The organism is Methylobacterium sp. 1A (genome assembly GCF_058072805.1).
The window spans coordinates 2,277,922-2,301,087 of the sequence record NZ_JBYQVE010000001.1 but is presented as its reverse complement, the minus strand read 5'-3'; the positions used below and the strand labels follow the sequence as shown (position 1 = coordinate 2,301,087).

Genomic DNA, 23,166 nt, shown 5'->3' with positions numbered 1-23,166 from the left:
TATCCCGCGCGGCCTGAGCCGCCCTCCGACATCCCCAAACCGACTCCAGCTCCGAGACCGATCATGACCAAGGCCCTCGAAGGCGTCCGCATCCTGGACTTCACCCACGTTCAATCCGGCCCGACCTGTACGCAGCTCCTGGCTTGGTTCGGCGCCGACGTCATCAAGGTCGAGCGGCCGGGCGCGGGGGACGCCACGCGTCAGCAGCTTCAGGATATTCCGGATGTGGATAGCCTCTATTTCACGATGCTGAACCACAACAAGCGGTCGATCACGCTCGACTCGAAGAACCCGAAGGGCAAGGAGGTTCTCTGGCGGCTGATCAAGGAATGCGACGTCCTGGTCGAGAATTTCGCGCCCGGCGCCCTCGCCCGCATGGGCCTGACCTGGGAGAAGATCCACGAGGTCAACCCGCGGATGATCCTGGCCTCCGTGAAGGGCTTCGGTCCGGGCCGCTACGAGGATTGCAAGGTCTACGAGAACGTCGCGCAGTGCGCCGGCGGCTCCGCGTCGACGACGGGCTTCCGCGACGGAATCCCGATGGTGACGGGCGCGCAGATCGGCGATTCCGGCACCGGCCTGCACCTCGCCCTCGGCATCGTCACGGCGCTCTACCACCGGACCCAGAGCGGCCTCGGCCAGAAGGTCGACTGCGCCATGCAGGACGGCGTGCTCAACCTCTGCCGGGTCAAGCTGCGCGACCAGCAGCGTCTCGCGCACGGGCCTCTCAGGGAGTACAGCCAATTCGGCGAGGGCATCCCGTTCGGCGAGGCGACCCCGCGTGCGGGCAACGATTCCGGTGGCGGCCAGCCGGGCCGGATCCTGCGCTGCAAGGGCTGGGAGCAGGACCCGAACTCCTACATCTACGTCATCACCCAGGCCGCCGTCTGGGAGCCGATCTGCGACATCATCGGTGAGCCGGATTGGAAGACCGATCCGAACTACGCGACCCCGAAGGCCCGCCTGCCGCATCTCAACGAGATCTTCACGCGGATCGAGGCCTGGACGATGAAGGTGTCGAAGTTCGAGGTGATGGACACCCTGAACAAGTACGACATCCCCTGCGGCCCGATCCTGTCGATGAAGGAGATCGCCGAGGACGAGTCCCTGCGGAAGACCGGCACCATCGTGGAGGTCGATCACCCGACCCGCGGCAAGTACCTGACGGTCGGCAACCCCATCAAGCTGTCGGCGAGCCCGAGCGAGGTCACCCGCTCGCCGCTCCTCGGCGAGCACACCGACGAGATCCTGCGCTCCGTGCTCGGCTACTCCGAGGCCGAGGTCGGTGAGATCGCCGAATCTGGCGCGATCGGCGCGGTGCAGAAGATCGCGGCGGAGTGATCGGTCTCCGGCGATCCGGGGGCGAGATCCCGGATCGCCGATGTTACAATCCGGGGGCGTGCGTGAAGCGCGGCCCCGGATTCCGGGTGACGCCGTTCGACAGCCGGGGCACGGTCGCGCCGCCGAGCCCGCGTTCGGTTTGTTTCTCCCCGGCCCTGCTCAGGGTCCGGATGACACCCAGGAGCCTGCATGCGCATCGCCTTCATCGGTCAACAGGATTTCGGAAAAGCGGTCCTGGAGGCGTTCCTCAAACGAGGCGATGAGGTTGCGGCGGTGTTCTGCGCGCCTGAGAAGCCCGGTGCCAAGCCGGATGTCCTCAAGACGGCGGCCGTCGAGAAGGGGCTGACGGTCTTCCAGTTCCCCAGCCTGAAGAGCCCCGAGGCCGAGGACGCCATGCGCGGCCTGAACGCCGATATCGGCATCATGGCCTACGTGCTCCAGTTCGCGCCGCAGAGCTTCGTCAACATCCCGAAGCACGGCACCATCCAGTATCATCCGAGCCTGCTGCCGCGTTACCGGGGCCCGTCCTCGATCAACTGGCCGATCGCCCGGGGCGAGTTGCAGACCGGCCTGACGATCTTCCGGCCGACCGACGGCCTCGACGAGGGGCCGGTGATCCTGCAGAAATCCTGCCCGATCGGCGCCGACGCGACCCTGGGCGACGTCTACTTCGACAACCTGTTCCCGATGGGCGTCGAGGCCATGCTCGAGGCGGCCGACCTCGTCGTGGCCGGCCAGCATGTCGAGATCGATCAGGACGAGGATGCCGCGAGCTACGAGGGCTGGTTCCGCGGCGCCGAGGCGGAGATCCACTGGTCGGCCCACGCCGAGCAGATCTACAACCTGATCCGCGCGGCGAACCCGGCGCCCGGTGCCTGGACCACGCACGACGGCAAGAAGCTCCAGATCTTCGACTGCAGCCTGCATCGGATCCGCAAGCTCGCCGACGTCGTCGGCAAGCCCGGCGAGGTGATCGCCGTCGACGACGAGGGCTTCAGCGTCTGCGCGCAGGGCGGGCGGCTCGAGATCCGCAAGGTCAAGGCGGAGGGCGGCAAGAAGGTCGCGGCCGCCGAGTACGCCCGGGAGGCCGGACTGGCGGTCGGTCAGTTTCTCGGGCGCTAGGTCAGCCGCGCCTCAGGTCGTCTCCGGCGCGGTCGGCCGCGCCGCATTCAGACCGTAGCCGCGGAAGCGCTCGACCGTCGTGCCGATCTCGTCGTCGGACAGGATGATCGGCGTCCCGATCTGCCGCGCGACGGCGTATTGCTGGCAGAGCGTCTCCAGCTCGACGGCGAGCCACAGGGCCTTCTCCAGGCTCGCCCCGGCCGCGATCATCCCGTGATTGGCGAGGAGGCAGACGTTGCGGTCGACGAGCGCCGCGAGGGCGAGGTCCGAGAGTTCCGCGGTGCCGTATGGCGCGTAGGGCGCGCAGCGTACCGTCGGGCCGCCGAAGGCCGCGATCATGTAGTGGATCGCCGGGATGGCCTCTCCGCACATCGCGAAGGCGGTGCAGTAGACCGGATGCGCGTGGACCACCGCGTGGAATCCCGGACGGGACGCGAGGATGTCTCGGTGGAAGCGCCATTCCGATGACGGCTTCCGATCCGGCGCGTGGGTGCCGTCGAGACCCATCCGGACCACGTCGTCCGGTCCGATCCGTTCGGTGGGCACGCCCGACGGGGTGATCAGGAGCCCGTCGCGGAAGCGCACCGAGACATTGCCCGACGTGCCGCGGTTCAGCCCCTGTGCGTCGAGTGCCCGCGCCGCCGCCACGACGCCCTCGCGCGCGATCTGCTCGTCCCTGTCCATGCCCGATCTCCGGAAGGCCCGGTTCCCGGTATGCAGGTAGCCCGGCGCCGTAAAGACGGCGCCGGGCTCATTCGCTTCGGTTCGGCGCCGCGGCGCCGAGCGATGGGGGCCCGCTACTGCGCCAGCACCGGCGCGAGGCCCGCCTCGGGCTTCTTGGTGTAGGCGGCGCGCATCGGCTTGAGGACGAACAGCGCCAGCAGGGCCGCGAGGATGTTGAGGGCCGCGGCCGCGAGGAACACCGTGTGCCAGCTTCCAGTCATGGTCGTGAGCACGCTGGTGTAGGGAACGATCAGCGCCGCGGTGCCCTTGGCCGTGTAGAGCAGCCCGGCATTGGTCGCCGCGTACTTCGAGCCGAACGTGTCGCCGCAGGTCGCCGGGAACAGCGAGTAGATCTCGCCCCACGCGAAGAACACGAGACCGGTCAGCAGCACGAAGGCGATCGGATTCTGGCCGAACTGGCTCAGCGCGTAGATGCCCAGGCCCTCGATCGCGAAGGACAGGAACATCGTGTTCTCGCGGCCGATATGGTCGGAGACCCAGCCGAAGAACGGGCGCGTCACGCCGTTGAGAACCCGGTCGAGCGTGGCCGCGAAGGTCAGCGCCGGCAGCGTGATCCCCAGGAGCGAGACCGGGACGTCGGCGATCTTGAAGTCCTTGGCGATCGGGCCGAGCTGCGCGGTGGCCATCAGGCCGCCGGCGGCCATCATGACGAACATCGCGTACATGACCCAGAAGATCGGGGTGCGGACCATCTCGGAGGGCTTGTAGTCCCGCTTCGACTGGCTGACCCGGGCGACTTCTGGAACCTGGCCCTTGGCCGGCGCGCGCAGAAACAGGGCGATCAGCATGACGATCACGCCCTGCCCGATCCCGAAGTAGAAGAAGGCCGCCTCGTAGCCCTGGGACTTGATCATCGCCTGGATCGGCACGACCGTGAGTGCCGAACCCGCGCCGAAGCCCATGGCGGTGATGCCGGCGGCCAGGCCGCGGCGGTCGGGGAACCACTTCAGCGAGTTGCCCACGCAGGTCCCGTAAACCGCGCCTGCACCGGTGCCGCCGATCGCGGCCGCGATGTAAAGCACGGTGAGCGAGTCCGCGTAGGAATTGATCACCCACGCGACGGCGCAGAGCAGGCCGCCGAACAGCGTGACGATGCGCGGACCGTACTTATCCACGAACCAGCCCTCGATCGGGACCAGCCACGTCTCGGTGACGACGAACAGCGTGAACGCCACCTGGATCGCCGCGCGATCCCAGCCGTGCCGCTCCTGCATCGGGCTCACGAAGAAGGTCCAGCCGTACTGCATATTGGCAATCATGCACATGCAGACGACGCCGAAGGCGAGTTGCAGCCAGCGGCCGCGCCCAACCGGTTTGACGATCTCGGACATACCGTTCCCTCTTGGCAGTATTCTTGTCGGCGTTCGCGCTCGAGCCGGGCTTATGCCCTGCCACGACGCAGCTTGTCAGAACAACGTGATCGGAATTCTTCGAAAAATTCTTGGCCCGCAGGCAAATAATCTCTGCAGTACAGCAGCATCCGTCGCCGAGTCGGCCTTGATGTCCGATGGTCGACGGTATGCCAGCAAGATGGTGCTGATTTAATCCCGGGGTGTCAATCAAACCTGCAAAAAAACACAGGTTCGCGACCGGGGATTAAATCGCCTTCCCGAACGTGCCTCGCTAGGCGACGGGTGATGGTCGCGCCGCGGCCAATTTTTCAGGTGCCGAGCGCCGGCAATGGTCACAGGTCTGTGGGACCGCTCCGCGATCGACTAGGATCTCGCAAAGGTTTGGGTTAGGTCGTTTGAGAGCGCACGACAGAGAATGCGTGCGAGACATCATGCGTGTGAGCTGACTGGACGAGGGATGTCGAATTCCGAACCGCTGAGCGTGAAGCCCATCGTCGCCAGCTCCAGTCTCCGGACATTGGCCTACGAGGCGCTCAAGACGGCCATCACCAACATGGACATCTACGGGCGTCCGGACGAGGTGCGGCTCGACGAGCGCAAGCTGTCGCAGGATCTCGGTGTCAGCCGCACCCCGGTGCGGGAGGCCCTGACGGTTCTGGAGCAGGAAGGCTTCGTTCGCTCCGAGGCCCGGCGCGGCGTCTTCGTGATCAAGAAGAACAAGCGCGAGATCGTCAGCATGATCCACGCCTGGACGGCGCTGGAGAGCATGGCGGCACGCCTCGCCTGCGCGCGCGCCACCGACGGCCAGCTTCGCTCGCTGCGCGAATCCTTCCCCGAGTTCTTCGAGGGCCAGCCGTCCGAACACATGGACGAGTATTCGGACGCGAACATCCGATTTCATCAGCGGATCATCGCGCTCGGTCACTGCGAGGCGATCGCCGATCTGACCAGCAATTTGCTCATGCACGTTCGCGGCATCCGCAGCACCGCGCTCCGGCAGGGCGATCGGGCGGAGCGCTCCATCCGGGAGCACGTCGCCATCATCTCGGCGCTCGAAGCCCGTGATGCCGATCTGGCCGAGAGACTCGTGCGCGAGCACGGTCTGGGCCTCGCGCAGCACGTCGACACCTACGGCGATTATCTGGATTGAGCGACCGTTCTGTCCTCGCCTGACGGATCGTCCGGCGCGGACGACACCTCGTGCCTCTGCGGCATGATGATGGGCCAAGGGCGCGAGCGGCGCTCGGGGGGAACCCTCGATCGCCGCGCCGGCTATCACACGAGCTCAGCACGCGCCTGAACATAAATCGCGCGCAAGCGTTGATGCAGTGCAGAACATGTTCGGCAGGCCACGACCTTTCAAAGCCGGTCAGTTGTGCATTTTTATGCATGACTGGGCCACAATCCGAACTTTGTGGGCTCGATCTGCGCGTCCCATGCATGTTCGACATAATCGATATTCGTAATCTGGCATACCAAGTTGCGCAGCGGCATGGCACGCAGTGCGTCGCAACATGAGGCGGTTCCAGACCGCGCCGGAGAATCCGATGATCGCCAGCTTCCTCGCCATCTTTGTCGCCTTCGCCGCCTGCCAGGCGCTGCTCACCGTCAAGTTCGCGGACTTCCTCTCCGCCGACCGGGCACGGAACACTGTCGAGCCGACCGCCGACGTCACGAACGCCAAGCTCGCCTGAAGTCAGAGCTGGATCCGCGATACCAGAGATTGCGTAGGGGTAACGCTTTCCTCAAATTTTACGCGTAGGGTGAACCGATCGTTGACCGTGCGGGCGAGGAGCTACCGCGTTGGCCCTCGGCGCAGCCTCGGTTTTCTCGGACGGCCCCTTCGTCCTCCTCGTATCGGACCGCCCGTCAGAACGATCGGCCCTTGAGCGTGCCATCGCGCTCGTGATGAACTGCTGGGCGATCCCGCCCGGCGCGCCGCTACCGTCAGGCCGCCCGCACCTCGTCATCCTCGACCTGCCGCCGGCCCAGACCGCCAGAGTGCAGTCGACCCTCCCCCACCACGGACCGCCGGTTCCGCGCCTCGTCCTCGTGCGCGGCGAACCCATGCCGGCTACCCGCTATCTGCGTCAGCTGCCGGCCGCCTCGCCCCGGCAACTCGTTCTGGCGAACGTCTTCGCCATGATCGAGGAGGCGACGCGGTCCGCAGAGCTGCGGCAGCGCCGGCTCCTGGAGCGCGTCTCGGGCGCGACCGCCGTCGTCGCCGAGATCTTCGACAGCGCCGCCCTCGGGGCCCGGCTGCAGCGCGCCGACGCGGATCGCGGGACCGAGCTGGTTCTGGCGGCCATCTCCGAGGTCGGGATCTCCGAGTGGCTTGCCGAGGTCTGGCGCCACGAGATCGGCGTCTATCAGCACACCCTCGGCGTCGCGGGCCATGCCGCCACGTTCGGCTCGCAGATCGGGCTCGGTCAGACCGATCTCGCACTGCTGGTGCGGTCGGCGCTCCTGCACGACATCGGCAAGGCGCGCATCCCCGTGGAGATCCTCAACAAGCCGGGGCCGCTCAACGCCGAGGAATTGCGGCTGATGCAGCGCCATCCCGACATCGGCGCCGATCTGCTCCGGGCGCACGGCGATTTCGAGGACGCGGTGATCGACGTGGTCCGCCACCACCACGAGCGTCTGGACGGGAAAGGATATCCCGATCGGCTGTCCGGCCCCGCGATCTCCGACCTCGTGCGCATCGTGACGATCTGCGACGTGTTCTCCGCGCTGACCGAGCGGCGGACCTATCGGCAGCCCGCCTCGCCCGCCGAGGCGCTGTCGATCATGACGGACAGCGCCGGGCATCTGGATCCGGATCTCCTGCGGGCCTTCGCGCCCTCCATGCTCAAAGGCAGCGCCCTGGCGGCCTGAATCCGCAGCTTGAATTCGCGGCCTGATCCGCGGCCGGGCGTGGCTCTGGCGCCACGCCGGTCGGCGGGATCCTGCCGGCGCGCCGCGCGCCGCGCTTTCGCCGCAACCGCGCCGGAGGGAAGCGATCCCGTCTCACGCAACGCCGTCCGGACCGTGCCCAAACTCAGTCGCGCCATCGCCGCCGCCCTCCTGCTGGCCCTCGCCGGGTGCGGCGGTCTCTCGGTCCTGCCCGAGTCCTCTGTCGAGAACGCGACGCACACCGCCGTGCTCGACGAGGTCGCGGCCGCCGCGGCGATCTCGGCCTACCGGGTCCAGCACGGCCTGAGCCCGGTCGTGGTCGATCCGGCTCTCGTGAAGGCGGCGGCCTTCCAGGCCGGCAACAACGCCCGCCGCGGCCAGCTCAGCCACGATGTTGGCGGCAGCTTCACCTCGCGCATGGCGTCGGCCGGTCTCGCGAGATCCTGGGCGGCCGAGAATCTCAGCGCCGGCTCCGAGACCCTGGAACAGGTGCTCGCCCGCTGGAAGGCGAGCCCCGAGCACAACAAGAACATGCTGCTCCCGCAGATCCGCAGGATCGGGATCGCCCGGGTCGATGCCCCCACGACGCGGTACAAGCGCTTCTGGGCGCTCGTGATGGCCGGGACCTGACGCCGGGGCGTCTCAGGGTTCGGACGGCGCGAGATCGACGATCCGGAGCTGGGCGCGCTCGGCGCCGCGCCAGCGGTCGCAGGACAGGGTCCCGGCCACGTGCATCTCTCGGCCGATCCCGTTCAGGAGGGCCAGGCCGAGCGGCCGTTCGGCCGCGCGGAAGCAGATCGCCCCGACCACCTGACCGTCGCGGCTGCGCAGTCGCGCCCTGACATGGTTCGAGCCGACCACGCCGGCATCGACGAGGCGATGCCGGCCCAGCGCGAAGAGCGGCTCGGGCGCGCCCTGGCCGAACGGGCCGGCCTGCTGCAGCAGCCGGACCGTCTCCGCGGTGGCGCCGCCGGCGCTGAGGCCGCCGTCGATCAGCAGGGCGTCGGCCGCGCGCGCCACCGCGACGCTCGCCCCGAGCAGCATCGCCAGGTGCGCCTCGAAGCGCGGGATGTCGTCGGCCCGCACGGTGACGCCGGCCGCCATGGCGTGGCCACCGCCCTTGCTGGCGAGCCGCGCCTCGACGCAGGCGCGGACCGCGAGCCCGAGATCCGCGCCCGGGATCGAGCGCCCAGAGCCCGTGGCGGTGCCGTCCGGGCGGATCGCGAACGCGAAGGCCGGGCGGTTGAAGCGCTCCTTCAACCGCGAGGCGATGAGGCCGACGATGCCGGGGTGCCACTCGGCGCTGGCGGTCACCAGCACGGTGCGGGCTGGATCCAGCGTCAGCGCCCGGTCCATCTCGGCCTCGGCCTCCTGGACGGCCTGCGCCTCGATCGCCTGGCGCTCGCGGTTCAGCCGATCGAGGTCGGCGGCGATCCGGGCCGCCTCGCTCGGGTCCGCCGTGGTCAGCAGGCGGGCGCCCAGTGCCGAATCGCCGATGCGGCCCCCGGCATTGATGCGCGGCCCGAGGACGAAGCCGAGGTGCCAGGCTTCCGGCGGCTCGCCGAGCGAGGCGGCGTCCAGCAGCGCCGCGAGCCCGGTGCGGCCGCGATGGCGCATCACCGTGAGGCCCTGGGTCACGAAGGCCCGGTTGAGGCCCGTGAGGGGCACGACGTCGGCAACGGTCGCCAGGGCGACGAGATCGAGGGCGTCGGTGAGCTGCGGTTCGGGACGATGGCCGCCGAAGAAGCCGTCCTGCCGCAGGGCGCGGTTCAGCGCGACCAGGGTCAGGAACACGATGCCGGCGGCGCAGAGATGGCCGAGGCCCGAGAGGTCGTCGAGGCGATTCGGGTTGACCACGGCGCGAGCCGGCGGGAGCACCTCGGAGGCCGCGTGGTGGTCGAGGACGATGACGTCCAGGCCGGATTTCTCGGCCTCCTCCAGGGGCGCGTGGCCGCTCGTCCCGCAATCGACGCAGACGAGGAGCGTCGCGCCCTCAGCCGCGAGCGCGGTGATCGCCGCGATGTTGGGTCCGTAGCCCTCGGTGATCCGGTCGGGAATGTGGATCGGCGCGCGCAAACCCAGTTCGCGGAGGTATCCGGCGAGCAGGGCCGCGCTTGCGGCGCCGTCGACGTCGTAATCGCCGAAAACCGCCACGGTCTCCCCGCGCTTCACCGCCCGAACGAGTCGGCGGACGGCCGCCTCCATGTCGAGCAGCGTGTCCGGATCCGGCATCAGGTCCCGCAGGCGCGGCGCGAGGTGGCGGGGCGCCGCCTCCGGTACGATCCCGCGTCCCGCGAGCACCCGGGCCAGCAGTTCCGGCAGGCCGTGGGCCTGGACCATCTTGGCGATGTGATTCTGGACGGCCGCGCCGCCGCAGCGCTCCTGCCAGCGCCGGCCGGTCACGGAGGCGGCCACACCCAGGAAGGGCGGCAATTCGGCGAGGAGCGGAGCGGACGACACGGGCGCCACCCTACACCGGCCGGCGCGGGGAATCTTGCGCCCCGCCGCAACAGCGACGGCGAACCCGATCGCCACAACGAGAAAGGGCGGGCATCGCTGCCCGCCCCTCGACGCTGCCGGAGACCTGGGTCTCAGAGCGACTTCAGCACGCTGTCCACGACCTTCTTGGCGTCGCCGAACAGCATCATGGTGTTGTCGCGGAAGAACACCTCGTTCTCCACGCCCGCGTAGCCGGAGCCCATGCCGCGCTTGATGAACAGCACGGTCTTGGCCTTCTCCACGTCGAGGATCGGCATGCCGTAGATCGGCGAGGCCTTGTCGGTCTTGGCGGCCGGGTTGGTGACGTCGTTGGCGCCGATCACGAAGGCGACGTCCGCCTGCGGGAACTCACCGTTGATGTCCTCCAGTTCGAAGACCTCGTCGTAGGGCACGTTGGCCTCGGCGAGCAGCACGTTCATGTGGCCCGGCATGCGGCCCGCCACCGGGTGAATGGCGTACTTCACGTCGACGCCCTCCTTCTTCAGCATGTCGGCCATCTCGCGCAGGGAGTGCTGCGCCTGGGCGACCGCCATGCCGTAGCCCGGGACGATGATGACCCGCTCGGCGTTCTTCATGATGTAGGCCGCGTCGTCGGCCGAACCCTGCTTCACGGGCCGGGTCTCGACCTGGCCGGTGCCGGCCGCGGCGGTGTCGCCACCGAAGCCGCCGAGGATCACCGAGATGAACGACCGGTTCATCGCGTGGCACATGATGTAGGACAGGATCGCGCCCGACGACCCGACCAGCGAGCCGGTGATGATCAGCGCGAGGTTGCCCAGGGTGAAGCCGATGCCGGCCGCCGCCCAGCCCGAGTACGAGTTGAGCATCGACACGACCACCGGCATGTCGGCGCCGCCGATCGGGATGATGATCAGGCCGCCGAGCACCAGCGAGGCGATGACGATCAGCCAGAAGATCGCCTTCGACTCGGTGCCGATGAACAGGGCGATCAGCAGCACGAGGCCGGCGGCCAGCAGCGCGTTGATGAGGTGGCGCTGAGGCAGCATGATCGGCTTGCCGGACATGCGCCCGTCGAGCTTGGCGAAGGCGATCACCGAGCCGGTGAAGGTGATGGCGCCGATGGCCACGCCGAGACCCATCTCGAACAGCGACTGCTTGTGGAAGTGCCCGTTCTCGATGATGCCGAACGCCTGCGGTGCGTAGAGGGCGCCCGCGGCCACGAAGACGGCCGCGAGGCCGACCAGCGAGTGGAAGGCCGCCACGAGCTGCGGCATTGCGGTCATCGGCACGCGCTTGGCGATCACCGCGCCGGCGCCGCCGCCGAGCCCTAAGCCCAGCAGGACGAGGATCCAGGCGCCGGCACCCGCCGGCGGGTGGCCGACCAGCGTGGTCAGGATGGCGAGCCCCATGCCGACCATGCCGTACAGGTTGCCCTGCCGGGAGGTCGTGGGGTGCGAGAGCCCCCGCAGCGCCATGATGAACAGGACGCCGGCGACGATATAGAGAAGAGAGGAGACGTTCTCTGACACCGGCTCAGCCCTTCTTCTTGTACATGCCGAGCATGCGCTGCGTGACGAGGAAGCCGCCGAAGATGTTCACGCTGGCGAGTACGATGCCGATGAAGCCGAAGAACCGGGCGAGGCCCGTGCCCTTCTCGATCAGCGGAACGCCGACCGCCAGGATCGCGCCGACGATGATCACCGACGAGATCGCGTTGGTCACCGACATGAGCGGGGTGTGCAGGGCCGGGGTCACCGACCAGACCACGTAGTAGCCGACGAAGATCGCCAGCACGAAGATCGCGAGCCGGAACACGGTCGGATCGACCGCGCCGCCGGTGGCGGCGCTGAGCCCGTGGCCCATGCCGTCGGCGATGACCTGCGCCTGGTCGGCGGCGTTGCGCGCCACCGCGGCCGCGGCGCGCGCGGCGTCGGCTAGCACGCGGGCCTGATCGGCCGCCTGATCGGGAGGGACGATGACGTTTGCCATTCTGCTACTCCTCTCGGCCAGGCTTCACTGCGCGCCTTCCGGGGTGGCCGCACCGGACGCCTTGCTGGCCTCCGACTTGGCCAGCCCCACGGAGGCGGCTTCCGAGGCTGCGCCATCGGTCTTGGGCTGGAAGGATGCGTGGACGACCGAGCCGTCGCGGGTGAGGTTCGTGGCCTTCACCAGCTCGTCGTCCCAGTTGATGGCCAGCGCCTTCGATTCCTTGTCGATCAGGGTCTCGACGAAGGCGTAGAGGTTGCGCGCGTAGAGGCTCGACGAGGTGGCGGCGAGCCGCCCCGGCACGTTGACGTGGCCGACGATCTTCACGCCGCGATCGTTCGTGACGACCTCGCCGGCCTTGGCGCCGGCGACGTTGCCGCCGCGTTCCACCGCGAGATCGACGAGGACCGAACCCGGCTTCATCGACGCCACCATCTCCTCGGAGACGAGCTTCGGCGCCGGCCGGCCCGGGATCAGCGCGGTGGTGATGACGATGTCCTGCTTGGCGATGTGACCCTTGACCAGCTCCGCCTGCTTCTTCTGGTACTCGGCCGACATCTCCTTGGCGTAACCGCCGGCTGTCTCGGCCTGCTTGAATTCGTCGTCCTCGACGGCGACGAATTTGGCGCCGAGCGATTCGACCTGCTCCTTGGTGGCGGGCCGGACATCGGTGGCGGTGACGACCGCGCCGAGCCGGCGGGCTGTCGCGATGGCCTGGAGGCCGGCCACGCCGACGCCCATGACGAAGACGCGGGCGGCCGGCACGGTGCCGGCGGCGGTCATCATCATCGGCATGGCCCGCCCGTACTCGGCGGCGCCGTCGACGACCGCGCGGTAGCCGGCGAGATTCGCCTGCGAGGACAGGACGTCCATCACCTGCGCGCGGGTGATGCGGGGCATCAGCTCCATGGCGAAGCCGTCGATCCCCGCCTCGGCCATCGCCTTGAGGGCGTCCTCGTTGCCGTAGGGGTCCATGATCGCGATCACGGTGGCGCCGCGCTTCAACTGCGGCAGCTCCTCGGCGCTCGGGCGCCGGACCTTGAGCACGAGGTCGGCATCCCCGGCAGCATCGGCGGCGCTCCCAGCGATGCTGGCGCCGGCGGCCTCGTACTCGGAGTCCAGGATTCCGGCCTTTTGACCGGCCCCGGACTGCACCACGACGTCGGCACCGAGAGTCTTGAACTTCTTGACGGTCTCAGGAACCGCGGCGACGCGCGGCTCCGCGGAGTCCGTCTCGGACAGCACAGCAATGCGCATGCGAGGGTTCCCCTGGAAAAGCTCGGCCTTTCGAATGCGCGAACCGGCGCAGCTTTTCGAGAGGCGGATCTACGATACCGCGATGGATGCGGCCGGAATGTAACTTGCGCCCAATTTAATTGCCAACAATGTGTCAGCGACCCGCCCGGCGAACGCGAGCGGGTTCGTCATCCGCGGCGACGCTCGACGCCGCCGCCCACGGCCCTCTCAGGCGAAGAACAGGTAGAGGACCAGGAGAATGCCGACGACCAGCGGGGCCTTCCACCCCACGGCCGGCGCGAGGGCGCCCACCGCGCCCGCGGCTCCGGAGGCGATCACGCCGACGATGGCCAGCAGCCACGCCTCGCGGATCCCGCCGATGGCGAGGGCCAGCACCCAGCAGATGACGACGCCAGTGGCGATTTCGACGAACCGGACAAATCCGCGATAGGTCTGCTCGTGCGTCGTCGCGTCCATCGCCGGGCTGTAGGTATGCCCGGCCACCGTGTCACTCTCGGCCATCGTGCGCTCGTTTCCCTAAGACGCGACTTCTTGCGGTCGCGGTCGGATGTAGCTCAAGCGTTTACCTGCCGCAATCGGACGCACGCAAGTTGATCGCTCTCCCGGTGGATCTTCGCGTCGAATCAGGCCGGTTTCGGCAGACCGGCTTCGGTGAGTGCCCGGCCCTGGCGTTTCGTGAGTTCGTCCAGCGAGAAATGCTCGATCTCGGCCTCGAACAACCGGTGGTAGTTGAGTTCAGATCTGAGGTGGAGGAACACGGCGCCCAGCCCCACGGCCGCGCGATCCATGAAGACGAATTCCTGCGGGACAGTCACGGGCCCGCGCTCCTTCAGGGCCTGATGGACTTGGAAGGCCTGTCGGCGACCGTACTCCCCCGGCTTCACGCCGTCGGCGACGGTGCGAGTACGGTCTTCGAGCAGCGGCCCGTAGATGAAGCGGGCCCAGATGTTCAGGATCTCGATCTTCTCCTTGTCGAGATCCTTGAATCCCCAGACCTCGTAGGCGTGGACGATGCGGGCATCGTCGTTCTCCAACAGGCCGCGGTAGAGATCCACGACGCCGCCGACGAAGCGCGGATGGAAGATCCGGACGCAGCCGTAGTCCAGCAGGTTGATTCCCGCGGCCTCGCCGGCGTCCAAGAACACGGTGTAATTGCCCAGATGCGGGTCGCCGTGGATCACCGCTGCCCGGCTGAATGGGTGCCACCACGCCTTGAACATCGCCTGGGCGATCCGGTTGCGCACCTCGACCGGCTCGTCGGCGAAGCCCAGGATCTTGTCCCCGTCGAGCCAGCCGAGCGTGAGCAGACGCTTCGTCGAGAGCTCCGGAAAGACGCGCGGCACGCGCACCGCCGCGATGTCCTTCAGCACGGCCCCGTAGAGCGCCGCGTGCTTGGCCTCGCGCTCGTAGTCGAGCTCCTCACGCACCCGGGCGCCGATCTCCTTCGCGATCTCGCGCGTGTCGAGCCACGTGTTCATCCGGCGGTGCAGCGCGAACGCGACCTCCAGCTGCTTCAGGTCGGCCTCCACGGCCGACTGCATGTCCGGGTACTGGAGCTTGCAGGCGAGACGTTCGCCGCCCTTGGTGGTCGCGCGATGGACTTGGCCCAGCGAGGCCGCCGCCGCGGGTTTGAGGTCGAAGCTGCCGAAGCGCTCCTGCCAGCCGGCGCCGAGCTCCGACTGCATCCGGCGCCGGACGAAGGCCGCGCCCATCGGCGGGGCGTCCGCCTGAAGCTTCTGCAGCTCGGTCGCGTATTCGGGCGGGAGCAGGTCCGGAACGGTGGCCAGCAGCTGGGCCACCTTCATGATCGGGCCCTTCAGGCCGCCCAGCGCCTGCGCCAGGGCGGCGGCGTTGGTGGTGCCCTCCTTTCCGAACAGCCGTGCCACGGCCATCCGGGCGGCGACGCCGCCGACGTTGGCGCCCACGCTGGCGTAGCGCCCGGCGCGGGCGGAGAAGCGGTTGGCTTCGCGGTCGGTCTCGGCCATCACTCGATCTGCTTGTCTGACGATGATGCGCAGATAAGCCGCCCCCGGCCGCGAACCAGGGGCGTGGGTCCCTGCGCCGCGGGGGCCGACGGGGTCCGCGGCGCTCGGCTCAGGCCTGTCCTTCCATGCTCTCGAGCTCGACGATCATGCTCTCGATCATGCCGAGCCCGATCTGCCAGAAGCCCGGGTCCTTGGCGTCGAGACCGAAGGGCGCGAGCAGCTCACCGTATGGCTTCGAGCCACCGGCCGCGAGCAACGCGAAGTAGCGGTCCACGAAGCCGTCCTCCGCCCGGGCGTAGACGCCGTAGAGCGAGTTCACCAGGCAGTCGCCGAACGCGTAGGCGTAGACGTAGAACGGCGAGTGGATGAAGTGCGGGATGTAGGCCCAGAACGGCTCGTAGCCGGAATCCAGCGTGATCGCCGGACCGAGCGATTCTGCCTGGACGGACAGCCACAGCGCGTTGATCTGATCTGTGGTCAGCTCGCCCTTGGCGCGGGCGAGATGGACCTTCCGCTCGAACGAGTAGAAGGCGATCTGGCGCACCACCGTGTTGATCATGTCCTCGACCTTGGCGGCGAGCATGGCCCGACGCTGGGTCGTGTCCGTGGTCGCGGCGAGGAGCCGACGGAAGGTCAGCATCTCGCCGAAGACGCTCGCCGTCTCGGCCAGCGTCAGGGGCGTCGGCGCCATGAGGGCGCCGTTCGGCCCGGCGAGCACCTGGTGGACGCCGTGGCCCAACTCGTGCGCCAGCGTCATCACGTCCCGCGGCTTGCCCTGGTAGTTGACCAGCACATAGGGGTGGACGGAGGGCACGGTCGGATGCGCGAAGGCGCCCGGCGCCTTGCCGGGACGGGTCGGCGCGTCGATCCAGCGCTCGTCGAAGAAGCGCCGCGCGATCCCCGCCATCTTCGGAGAGAAGGCGTCGTAGGCGGACAGCACCGTGTCGCGGGCCTCCGTCCACGGGATCGTGCGCTGCTCGACGCGGGGCAGCGGCGCGTTGCGGTCCCAGTAGGGCAGCGCCTCCTGCCCGAACCACTTCGCCTTGAGCGTGTAGTAGCGGTGGGACAGGCGGGGATAGGCCGCCCGCACGGCGTCGACGAGGGCTTCCACCACCTCGGGCTCGACCCGGTTCGACAGGTGGCGCGCGTCCGCGACGTCCTTGAACCCGCGCCAGCGGTCGCTGATCTCCTTGTCCTTCGCCAGCGTGTTGGTGATGAGCGTGAACACCCGCAGCTGACCGCGCAGGACCGCGCTGATCGCGCCGGCCGCCTCCTTGCGGACCGCGCCGTCCGGATCCTGAAGCTTGTTGAGCGTCGGCTCCAGCGGCATCTCCTCGCCCTGCACGGTGAAGCGCAGCGCGGCGATCGTTTCGTTGAACAGCCGGTCCCAGGCGGCGTTCGACGTGACCGACTTCTCGAGGAACAGCTTCTCGGTGCGATCGTCGAGCTGGTGCGGCTTCTCCCGCCGCAGGTCCTCGATCCACGGGGCGTAGTGGGCGAGCGGCCCTTCGGCCATCGCGGCGTTCATGGCCGTATCGTCGACGCGGTTCAGCTCCAGGGCGAAGAAAAGGAGATCCGCCGAGGCGCTGGTCAGCCGCTCGCGGGTGTCGCCGTAGAACTTGGCGCGCGCCTCGTCGGTGGTGTCGCCGGAATAGACGAGACCCGCAAAGGACATGAGCTTGCCCAGCAGGTCCTCGATGCCCTCGTAGGCGCGCACCGCCTCGGCCAGCCGCGCGGACGCGTCCGGGCCCGCGGCGAGCTCCGCGATCCGGCCGGCGTAGGTCTCGGAGAAGCGGCGGCACTCCTCCTCGGCGCGGGTCATGTCGCCGGAGAAGTTCGGATCATCGAGGCCGGAATAGAGATCCGTGAGGTCCCATTCCGGAAGATGGCCGAGGTCGGCAGCCTTCGCAGCGGCGCGCGCGGCACTCACGCCCTCCGGCAGGCGGACAGTCACCGGCGAGGCGGTGTGGCTCGGCATCATGGTGTGCGATCCTCTCCAAGGGCTCCGGCCCCGTACCCTGATATCGAGCGTGCCGCCACGCGTTCAACGCGGAGGGACCGTCGGACCGGCGCGCGATCGGTGACGACGCGGCGCAAACGTCGTTAAGCGGCACTTTACGACTGTCGGTCACCCTACGGCTCGAAACGAAACAGTCGCCGAATCGGAAGGCCGCGACCGGGTCGAGCCCGCGTCGCGTGTCCGGCCTTCGCGCGCCGTTCAGGGAGCCGCCATGTCCGCCACTGTGCTCATCGTGGATGACGATCCGGTCCAACGGCGCCTGGCCGAGGCGGCCGTGCGCCGTTTCGGCTTCGAGGCGCGGATCGCCGAGACCGGTGCGGACGCGCTGACCCTGCTGCGATCCGAGGGTGCGGATGTCGTGCTCCTCGACCTCGTGATGCCGGGGCTCGACGGGCTCGGTGTCCTGGCCGAGATGCGCAAGAGCGGCCTCGCCACGCCGGTCATCGTCCAGACCTCCAACGGCTCCATCGACACGGTGGTCAGCGCCATGCGGGCCGGCGCCGTGGATTTCGTGGTCAAACCGGCGGGCGCGGAGCGGCTCCAGGTCTCGATCAAGAATGCCCTGCGGGTCGACACGCTCGAGGAGGAGGTGCGCCGCATGCGCCGCCGCGCCTCCGGGGCGCTCACCTTCAAGGATCTCACCTCGAAGAGCCCCGACATGGAGCGGGTGATCCGCCTCGCAGAGCGGGCGGCGAAGTCGAACATCCCCGTTCTGATCGAGGGCGAGTCCGGCGTCGGCAAGGAGGTCCTGGCCCGGGCGATCCAGGGGTCCGGCGACCGGCGCGGCAAGCCGTTCGTGACCGTCAATTGCGGGGCGATCCCGGAGAACTTGGTGGAATCCACCCTGTTCGGCCACGAGAAGGGGGCGTTCACCGGCGCCACCGAGAAGCACGCCGGCAAGTTTGTCGAGGCCTCGGGCGGGACCCTGTTCCTGGACGAGATCGGCGAGTTGCCCCTCGACGCGCAGGTGAAGCTGCTCCGGGCCCTCCAGGAGGGCGAGGTCGATCCCGTCGGCGGCAAGCGCTCGGTGCGGGTGGACATCCGGCTCGTCTCGGCGACGAACCGGTCGCTGCTCGACCTCGTGAAGCAGGGTAAGTTCCGCGAGGATCTCTACTACCGCCTGAACGTCTTCCCGATGACGCTGCCGCCCCTGCGGGCGCGCCGCGAGGACATCCCGGACCTCGTCCGCTCGTTCTGCGCGCGGTTCTCGGCCGAGGAAGGCAAGCGCGTTCGGGCGATCAGCCCGGAGGCCATGGCCCTGCTCACGCGCTATCCCTGGCCGGGCAACGTCCGGCAGCTGGAGAACGCCCTGTTCCGCGCCGTCGTGCTGGCGGACGGCGACGAGCTGACGGTCTCCGAATTCCCCCAGATCGCCGCGCAGGTCGAGGGCTTCGACGTGCGGATCCCGGCAGCGCCGGTCCAGCCGCAGATGCCGGCCTACGCCCCCGAACCGGTGCGGGAGATCGTCCGCGTCGAGGTCCGCGACCCGCACGCCATGTCGCTCGTCGCCGAGGAGACCGGCGAGATGAAACCGATGGACGTCCTGGAGGCGGAGATTATCCGCTTCGCGCTCCAGTTCTACCGGCAGCGGATGTCCGAGGTCTCGCGCCGCCTCGGCATCGGACGCTCCACCCTCTACCGCAAGCTCAAGGATCTGGGGCTGGAGGAGGATGATAAAACCGAGGACGCGGCCTGATCGAGCGCGGCGTGCGCTAGCGCACCGTGCGCATTCGTTTCGGCCACGGTCGCTAAAATTCTCGGCCCTGCTGCGTCGCGCCGGCAGATGATTGAGCGGATCGTAAGCTGAGCAGCATTAGAAATGACACATTCATCTGCAGGACCGAGCCTCTATTCGCGATAACTGCGGTTGCTCAAAGCCACGCTTGCGCGGATAATCACAATCTGAGCGTGCGGTCCTGCCGCCGCGCCCCGGGAGATCACGATGCGCGTCCCGCGCTCCAGCCTCATCGCGCTGGCCGCCCTTCTCGGCGGCACGCTGGCACCGGCCGGCTCCCTCCGCGCCGCGACGGCCGCGCTGGACCAGCCGGCCGCCGATGTCCCCGCGACCCCGCCCGCTGCCGCGCCGGGGCCGGCGGCGCCCGCGCCGGCGGATCCGTCGGCGCCCGCCGCGACCGCCCTTCCCGACTACAAGCCTGAGGCGCCGGCGGCCGAGCCGGCCCCGGCTCCCGCCGCGGCGGCCCCGGTCGCCCCGACGGACCCGCTCGGCGCCGCAATCTTCGCCCGGTTCGCGGATGCCGCGCCCCTGCTGCTCCGCCTCACCGGCAAGGACCGCGACGCGATCCGGAGCTTCTACGAGGCCCGCAGCTTCAAGCCGCTCTGGATCTCCGGCGGGGCCTGGACCGACGCCGCGAAGGCGGTCTCGGCGCGGCTGGCGGCCGCCGCCGAGGACGGGCTCGACCCCCGCGCCTACACGGTCCCGGCGCTCGCCGACAAACCGGACGAGAAGGCGGTCGCCGACGCCGATCTGCGCCTGTCCGCGGCGGCGGTTCTCTACGCCCGGGACGCCCGCGGCGGCCGGATCAACCTGGCCTCGATCTCGCGGCTGATCACCCCGCACCTCGATCTGCCGGCCGGCAACGACGTCCTGGCGAAGCTCGACGAGGCCGGCGCGAAAGCCGGCGAGGCACTGCAGGCCTACAACCCGGCGACTCCGGGCTATCTCGCGCTGAAGGCCCGGCTCGCCAGCCTGCGGGGGCCTACGCCGACCGCGGTGAAGCCGCTGCGCCTCCCGGCCGGGCCGGCCCTGCGCGTCGGCATGCGTGATGCCCGCGTCCCGCTGCTGCGGGCACATTTCAACCTCGAGAGCCGCCCGGCCGCGACCCTGGACAAGGGGCCCGGCGAGCCGGAGGAGTACGATTCCATGGTCGCCGACGCGGTGGCCAAGTTCCAGCGCGGCCGCGGCCTACCTGGGAACGGCGTCCTGAACGTCCAGACGGTGCTCGCCCTCGCCGATGCCGGCCGCACGGCGCGCCCGACGGGCGGTGAGGCCGAACTCATCGTCAACATGGAGCGGTGGCGCTGGCTTCCGGGCGATCTGGGACCGGATTACATCCTCGTCAACGTGCCGGAATATCGCCTGCGCGCCTACCGGGGCGGTGTGATGCGCGACGAGGCGCGGGTCATCGTCGGCAAGCCGGAATCGCGCACGCCGCTGTTCTCCGGGATGATGGAGTACGCGGTCGTCAACCCGTCCTGGTACGTCCCGCCGTCGATCCTGAAGACGATGGCGCCGAAGCTCGCCGGCTACGGCGGCAAGACCTGGGGCGGCTACGAGGTCGTCCGTCGCGGCGGGCACATCTCGCTGCGCCAGCCCCCGGGGGAGCGCAACGCGCTCGGCTTCATCAAGTTCATGTTCCCGAACCAGCACGCGGTCTACCTGCACGACACGCCGAACCGCTCGCTGTTCTCCGCCGCGAAGCGCGATTTCAGCCACGGCTGCGTCCGCGTCGACGACCCGTTCCGCCTCGCCGACGCGGTGCTGCCGAACTGGTCCGCGGATCGGCTGAAGAAGCTGATCGGCAAGGGCGAGCGCACCATCCGGCTGCCGGAGAAACTGCCGGTCCACCTCGCCTACTTCACCGCCTTCGTGGACGACGGCGGCGCCTACCGCACCCTTCCGGATCTCTACGGCTACGACGCGCCGATGCGCGCGGCCCTCGGGCTGCCCGGCGGCGGCGGGCCGGCGATCGCGCGGCTCCCGGACGAGCCGCCGCGGCGCAAGGCCGAGCGCGCCCTGAAGCCGCCCGCGCCCCGGACCGTCCATCGCCGCGCGCCCGAGCGGCCGGTCGCGGATGCCGACGCGTGGCCGGGCGGGCGCTACGAGGAGGCGGAGACGCCGCGCCGCGCCCAGCGTCGCGCCGCCCGTGCCGACAGCGCGCCGGAATACGGCGAGCCCGGCCTCTGGACGCCCGCGCCGCAGCAGGCGGCGCCGCGCGGGTGGTGGTAGCCCACCCGCGCCAGCAGCAACTTTCAGGTGCGCGGCCGCACAGCCGGGCACGATTTCGCCACGGTCGAGCCTTAGCCGTTTCGGTCGCGAACCCGGTTCAACAGGCGTCGGGTCAGGCTGTCGGGAGAGGATCAGGACCGTCGTGCCCAGTCTCCCGCGCGCCCTTCGCCACGTCACCCTCGCCCTGTCCGGCCTCGCGCTCGGACTGATCGCCGGGACGGCCGAGACCGAGGACGCGGTCGCCAACGGCGACACCCGCTCCCTGTCGATCTACCACACCCACACGCAGGAGAGCGCGACCATCACCTTCAAGCGCGATGGGCGCTACGACCGCGCGGCCCTCGAGCAGCTGAACTGGCTCCTGCGCGACTGGCGGGTCAACGAGCCGACAAAGATGGATCCGCGGCTGTTCGATACGGTCTGGGAGGCCTATCGCCAGGTCGGGGCGACGCAGCCGATCCACGTCGTGTCGGCCTACCGGTCGCCGGGCACCAACGCGATGCTGCGCCGCCGCTCCAGGATGGTGGCCGAGTACAGCCAGCACATGCTCGGCAAGGCGATGGACTTCTTCCTGCCGGACGTGTCGATCGACCGGATCCGGGAGGTCGGTCTTAGGATGCAGCGCGGCGGCGTCGGCTGGTACCCCCATGCCGGAACGCCGTTCGTGCACCTCGACGTGGGCTCAGTGCGGATGTGGCCGCGCATGACCCACGATCAGCTCGCCCGCCTCTTCCCGGACGGCAAGACCGTCCTGCTCCCGAGCGACAACCGCCCCTTCCCTCGCTACGAGGAGGCCAAGGCCGAGATCCTGGCCCGCGGCGGCACCGTGGCGGGCCTCACGACGCAGATGGCCAGCGGCGAGGAGGAGGATGGGCCCGGCCTGTTCGGCTTCCTGGCCAGCCTGTTCGGCGGCGGCCGGTCGGCACCGGAACCCGCGCCGGTGCCGGCCCCGGTGGAGACGGCGCGGAAGTCGCGCCGCGCGCCCGTCGTCGCCGTGGCGAGCGCCGATCCGCAGGATCCGGCGGGCGCGCGCGCGGCCCTCGCCTACGCGGCGCCCGCGGCCGACGACGCCCTGCGCGGCTCGCTGGCCGAGCGGGCGCAGGCGAAAGGCGCCGAGACCAAGCCCTCCGACACCAGGCCCGCCGACGCCAAGGCGCTCTTGACCGCCAGTCAGCCGGTCGCCGTCGACGATACCGTGACCGCCGTCACGGCACCGCTCCCGCCGCGGCGCCCCGCCGATATAGCCGCCGTCGCGGCGAGCCTGAACATGCCCCTGCCGCCGCCCCGCCCTGTGCAGTTCGCGGCGCTGGAGCGCGGGATGGCCAACCTCGCGCCGGCGGCCGAGATCCGCGCCCTCGACAAGCCGGCGGCGGCGGTTCCGGCTCGCGCCCGCTCCCTCGTGGCTCCGGACGCGGATGCCAAGGCGCAACTGCGCGCCCTGTTCGACTCCGTATCGGCCGGCCCGGGCGCTGCCCCGGCGAGCCGCGCCACGCCCGTGCACGTGGCCGCCACGCGCCTGCGCGGTGCCGCGCCCGACGCGGTGGTCGGCGCCGCGCCCGATCGGGTCACCACGCGCTTCAGCCCCCGCAGCCCCGGCGACGACCTGCCGACCCGTTTCACCGGCTCGGCCGCACGGGCCGTGTCGGGGGCGCGGTGATTCGACCGTCGTCGTCAGGACGTCCGCATCGGAGCCGCGCAGTGGGCCGGGCCACCCGGGGCGGTCGACGCCGGATACGCGCTCAGCGCAGAGGCTTGGACAGGTTGACCGCCAGCGCGCCGACCAGCGTGGTCGCGTAGCTGTCTTCCTGCGTCGCCGAGATGCGCTCCGCCTCGCTGCCGCTGTTGGCCGCGACCGACATCATCAGCATCACGGCCGTGACGACACCGCCGAGACCGGCGACGAGAGCGAGATAGGCGCGGACGGCGACGCTCGGGACAGCCGCGACCGCTTCGGTCTCGGCGAGGCACAGCGGCGATGGGCTGTGGGACATGGTGGCGGCCGCTTCTGACGGGCGATGCTGAACCCGACGCGGGCCG

General features: G+C 69.5%; 19 protein-coding genes. 9 read left to right on the top strand and 10 right to left on the bottom strand.

What is annotated here, in order from left to right:
- Positions 1–63 precede the first annotated feature (63 nt).
- On the top strand, positions 64–1,341 hold the full coding sequence (frc, locus tag ACX9MN_RS11170; protein WP_020092016.1) for a formyl-CoA transferase: 1,278 nt from the start codon (positions 64–66) through the stop codon (positions 1,339–1,341).
- A 189-nt stretch (positions 1,342–1,530) separates the two neighbouring features.
- The gene (locus tag ACX9MN_RS11165) at positions 1,531–2,463 is read left to right on the top strand and encodes a methionyl-tRNA formyltransferase (RefSeq protein WP_091976521.1); all 933 of its coding nucleotides are present in this window, start codon (positions 1,531–1,533) and stop codon (positions 2,461–2,463) included.
- Between the two features lie 12 nt (positions 2,464–2,475).
- Here the strand turns inward: ACX9MN_RS11165 and ACX9MN_RS11160 are convergent, their stop codons facing one another.
- On the bottom strand, positions 2,476–3,147 hold the full coding sequence (locus ACX9MN_RS11160) for a class II aldolase/adducin family protein (RefSeq protein ID WP_489724426.1): 672 nt from the start codon (positions 3,145–3,147) through the stop codon (positions 2,476–2,478).
- Positions 3,148–3,260: 113 nt separating this feature from the next.
- Entirely contained in the window at positions 3,261–4,538 is a 1,278-nt protein-coding gene (gene oxlT / locus ACX9MN_RS11155) for an oxalate/formate MFS antiporter (protein WP_020092013.1), read from the bottom strand.
- Between the two features lie 478 nt (positions 4,539–5,016).
- Here oxlT and ACX9MN_RS11150 point away from each other — a divergent pair, with 478 nt between their 5' ends.
- From ACX9MN_RS11150 to ACX9MN_RS11135, 4 genes are all read left to right on the top strand, one after another.
- Positions 5,017–5,709 (top strand): GntR family transcriptional regulator, encoded by a 693-nt coding sequence (locus ACX9MN_RS11150; protein WP_020092012.1) that lies wholly within the window; start codon positions 5,017–5,019, stop codon positions 5,707–5,709.
- A gap of 397 nt (positions 5,710–6,106) precedes the next feature.
- Entirely contained in the window at positions 6,107–6,253 is a 147-nt protein-coding gene (locus tag ACX9MN_RS11145) for a hypothetical protein (RefSeq protein WP_489724425.1), read from the top strand.
- A 109-nt stretch (positions 6,254–6,362) separates the two neighbouring features.
- Positions 6,363–7,436, top strand: a complete 1,074-nt coding sequence (locus ACX9MN_RS11140; protein WP_331299193.1) for an HD-GYP domain-containing protein — start codon at positions 6,363–6,365, stop codon at positions 7,434–7,436.
- 153 nt (positions 7,437–7,589) lie between these two features.
- Positions 7,590–8,084 carry a CAP domain-containing protein gene (locus ACX9MN_RS11135; protein ID WP_489724424.1) on the top strand — a complete coding sequence of 165 codons (495 nt, stop codon included), beginning with the start codon at positions 7,590–7,592 and terminating at the stop codon, positions 8,082–8,084.
- A 12-nt stretch (positions 8,085–8,096) separates the two neighbouring features.
- On the opposite strand, the gene recJ is transcribed toward ACX9MN_RS11135, so the two are convergent.
- The 7 genes from recJ to ACX9MN_RS11100 all read right to left on the bottom strand — a co-directional run bounded on the left by recJ (position 8,097) and on the right by ACX9MN_RS11100 (position 17,123).
- Positions 8,097–9,914: a single-stranded-DNA-specific exonuclease RecJ gene (gene recJ / locus ACX9MN_RS11130; protein ID WP_082557928.1), complete on the bottom strand. Its 1,818-nt coding sequence runs from the start codon at positions 9,912–9,914 to the stop codon at positions 8,097–8,099.
- 131 nt (positions 9,915–10,045) lie between these two features.
- A complete protein-coding gene (locus ACX9MN_RS11125; RefSeq protein WP_020092007.1) occupies positions 10,046–11,443 on the bottom strand; it encodes an NAD(P)(+) transhydrogenase (Re/Si-specific) subunit beta in 1,398 nt (465 codons plus the stop codon).
- 4 nt (positions 11,444–11,447) lie between these two features.
- The gene (locus tag ACX9MN_RS11120; protein ID WP_020092006.1) at positions 11,448–11,903 is read right to left on the bottom strand and encodes a proton-translocating transhydrogenase family protein; all 456 of its coding nucleotides are present in this window, start codon (positions 11,901–11,903) and stop codon (positions 11,448–11,450) included.
- A gap of 24 nt (positions 11,904–11,927) precedes the next feature.
- On the bottom strand, positions 11,928–13,157 hold the full coding sequence (locus ACX9MN_RS11115; RefSeq protein ID WP_489724423.1) for a Re/Si-specific NAD(P)(+) transhydrogenase subunit alpha: 1,230 nt from the start codon (positions 13,155–13,157) through the stop codon (positions 11,928–11,930).
- Between the two features lie 207 nt (positions 13,158–13,364).
- Positions 13,365–13,658, bottom strand: coding sequence for an aa3-type cytochrome c oxidase subunit IV (locus tag ACX9MN_RS11110; RefSeq protein ID WP_020092004.1), 294 nt, complete (start codon positions 13,656–13,658; stop codon positions 13,365–13,367).
- Between the two features lie 122 nt (positions 13,659–13,780).
- The gene (locus ACX9MN_RS11105) at positions 13,781–15,142 is read right to left on the bottom strand and encodes an ABC1 kinase family protein (RefSeq protein WP_489724422.1); all 1,362 of its coding nucleotides are present in this window, start codon (positions 15,140–15,142) and stop codon (positions 13,781–13,783) included.
- Positions 15,143–15,251: 109 nt separating this feature from the next.
- On the bottom strand, positions 15,252–17,123 hold the full coding sequence (locus ACX9MN_RS11100) for a M3 family oligoendopeptidase (protein WP_091676909.1): 1,872 nt from the start codon (positions 17,121–17,123) through the stop codon (positions 15,252–15,254).
- A 250-nt stretch (positions 17,124–17,373) separates the two neighbouring features.
- Between ACX9MN_RS11100 and ACX9MN_RS11095 the strand changes: the two genes are divergently transcribed.
- From ACX9MN_RS11095 to ACX9MN_RS11085, 3 genes are all read left to right on the top strand, one after another.
- Positions 17,374–18,858: a sigma-54-dependent transcriptional regulator gene (locus ACX9MN_RS11095; protein ID WP_020092001.1), complete on the top strand. Its 1,485-nt coding sequence runs from the start codon at positions 17,374–17,376 to the stop codon at positions 18,856–18,858.
- Positions 18,859–19,104: 246 nt separating this feature from the next.
- Positions 19,105–21,129 carry a L,D-transpeptidase family protein gene (locus tag ACX9MN_RS11090; RefSeq protein WP_489724421.1) on the top strand — a complete coding sequence of 675 codons (2,025 nt, stop codon included), beginning with the start codon at positions 19,105–19,107 and terminating at the stop codon, positions 21,127–21,129.
- A 142-nt stretch (positions 21,130–21,271) separates the two neighbouring features.
- Positions 21,272–22,786: a peptidoglycan L,D-endopeptidase MepK gene (locus ACX9MN_RS11085; protein ID WP_489724420.1), complete on the top strand. Its 1,515-nt coding sequence runs from the start codon at positions 21,272–21,274 to the stop codon at positions 22,784–22,786.
- 82 nt (positions 22,787–22,868) lie between these two features.
- On the opposite strand, the gene ACX9MN_RS11080 is transcribed toward ACX9MN_RS11085, so the two are convergent.
- Positions 22,869–23,120 (bottom strand): hypothetical protein, encoded by a 252-nt coding sequence (locus tag ACX9MN_RS11080; RefSeq protein WP_020091998.1) that lies wholly within the window; start codon positions 23,118–23,120, stop codon positions 22,869–22,871.
- Positions 23,121–23,166 lie beyond the last annotated feature (46 nt).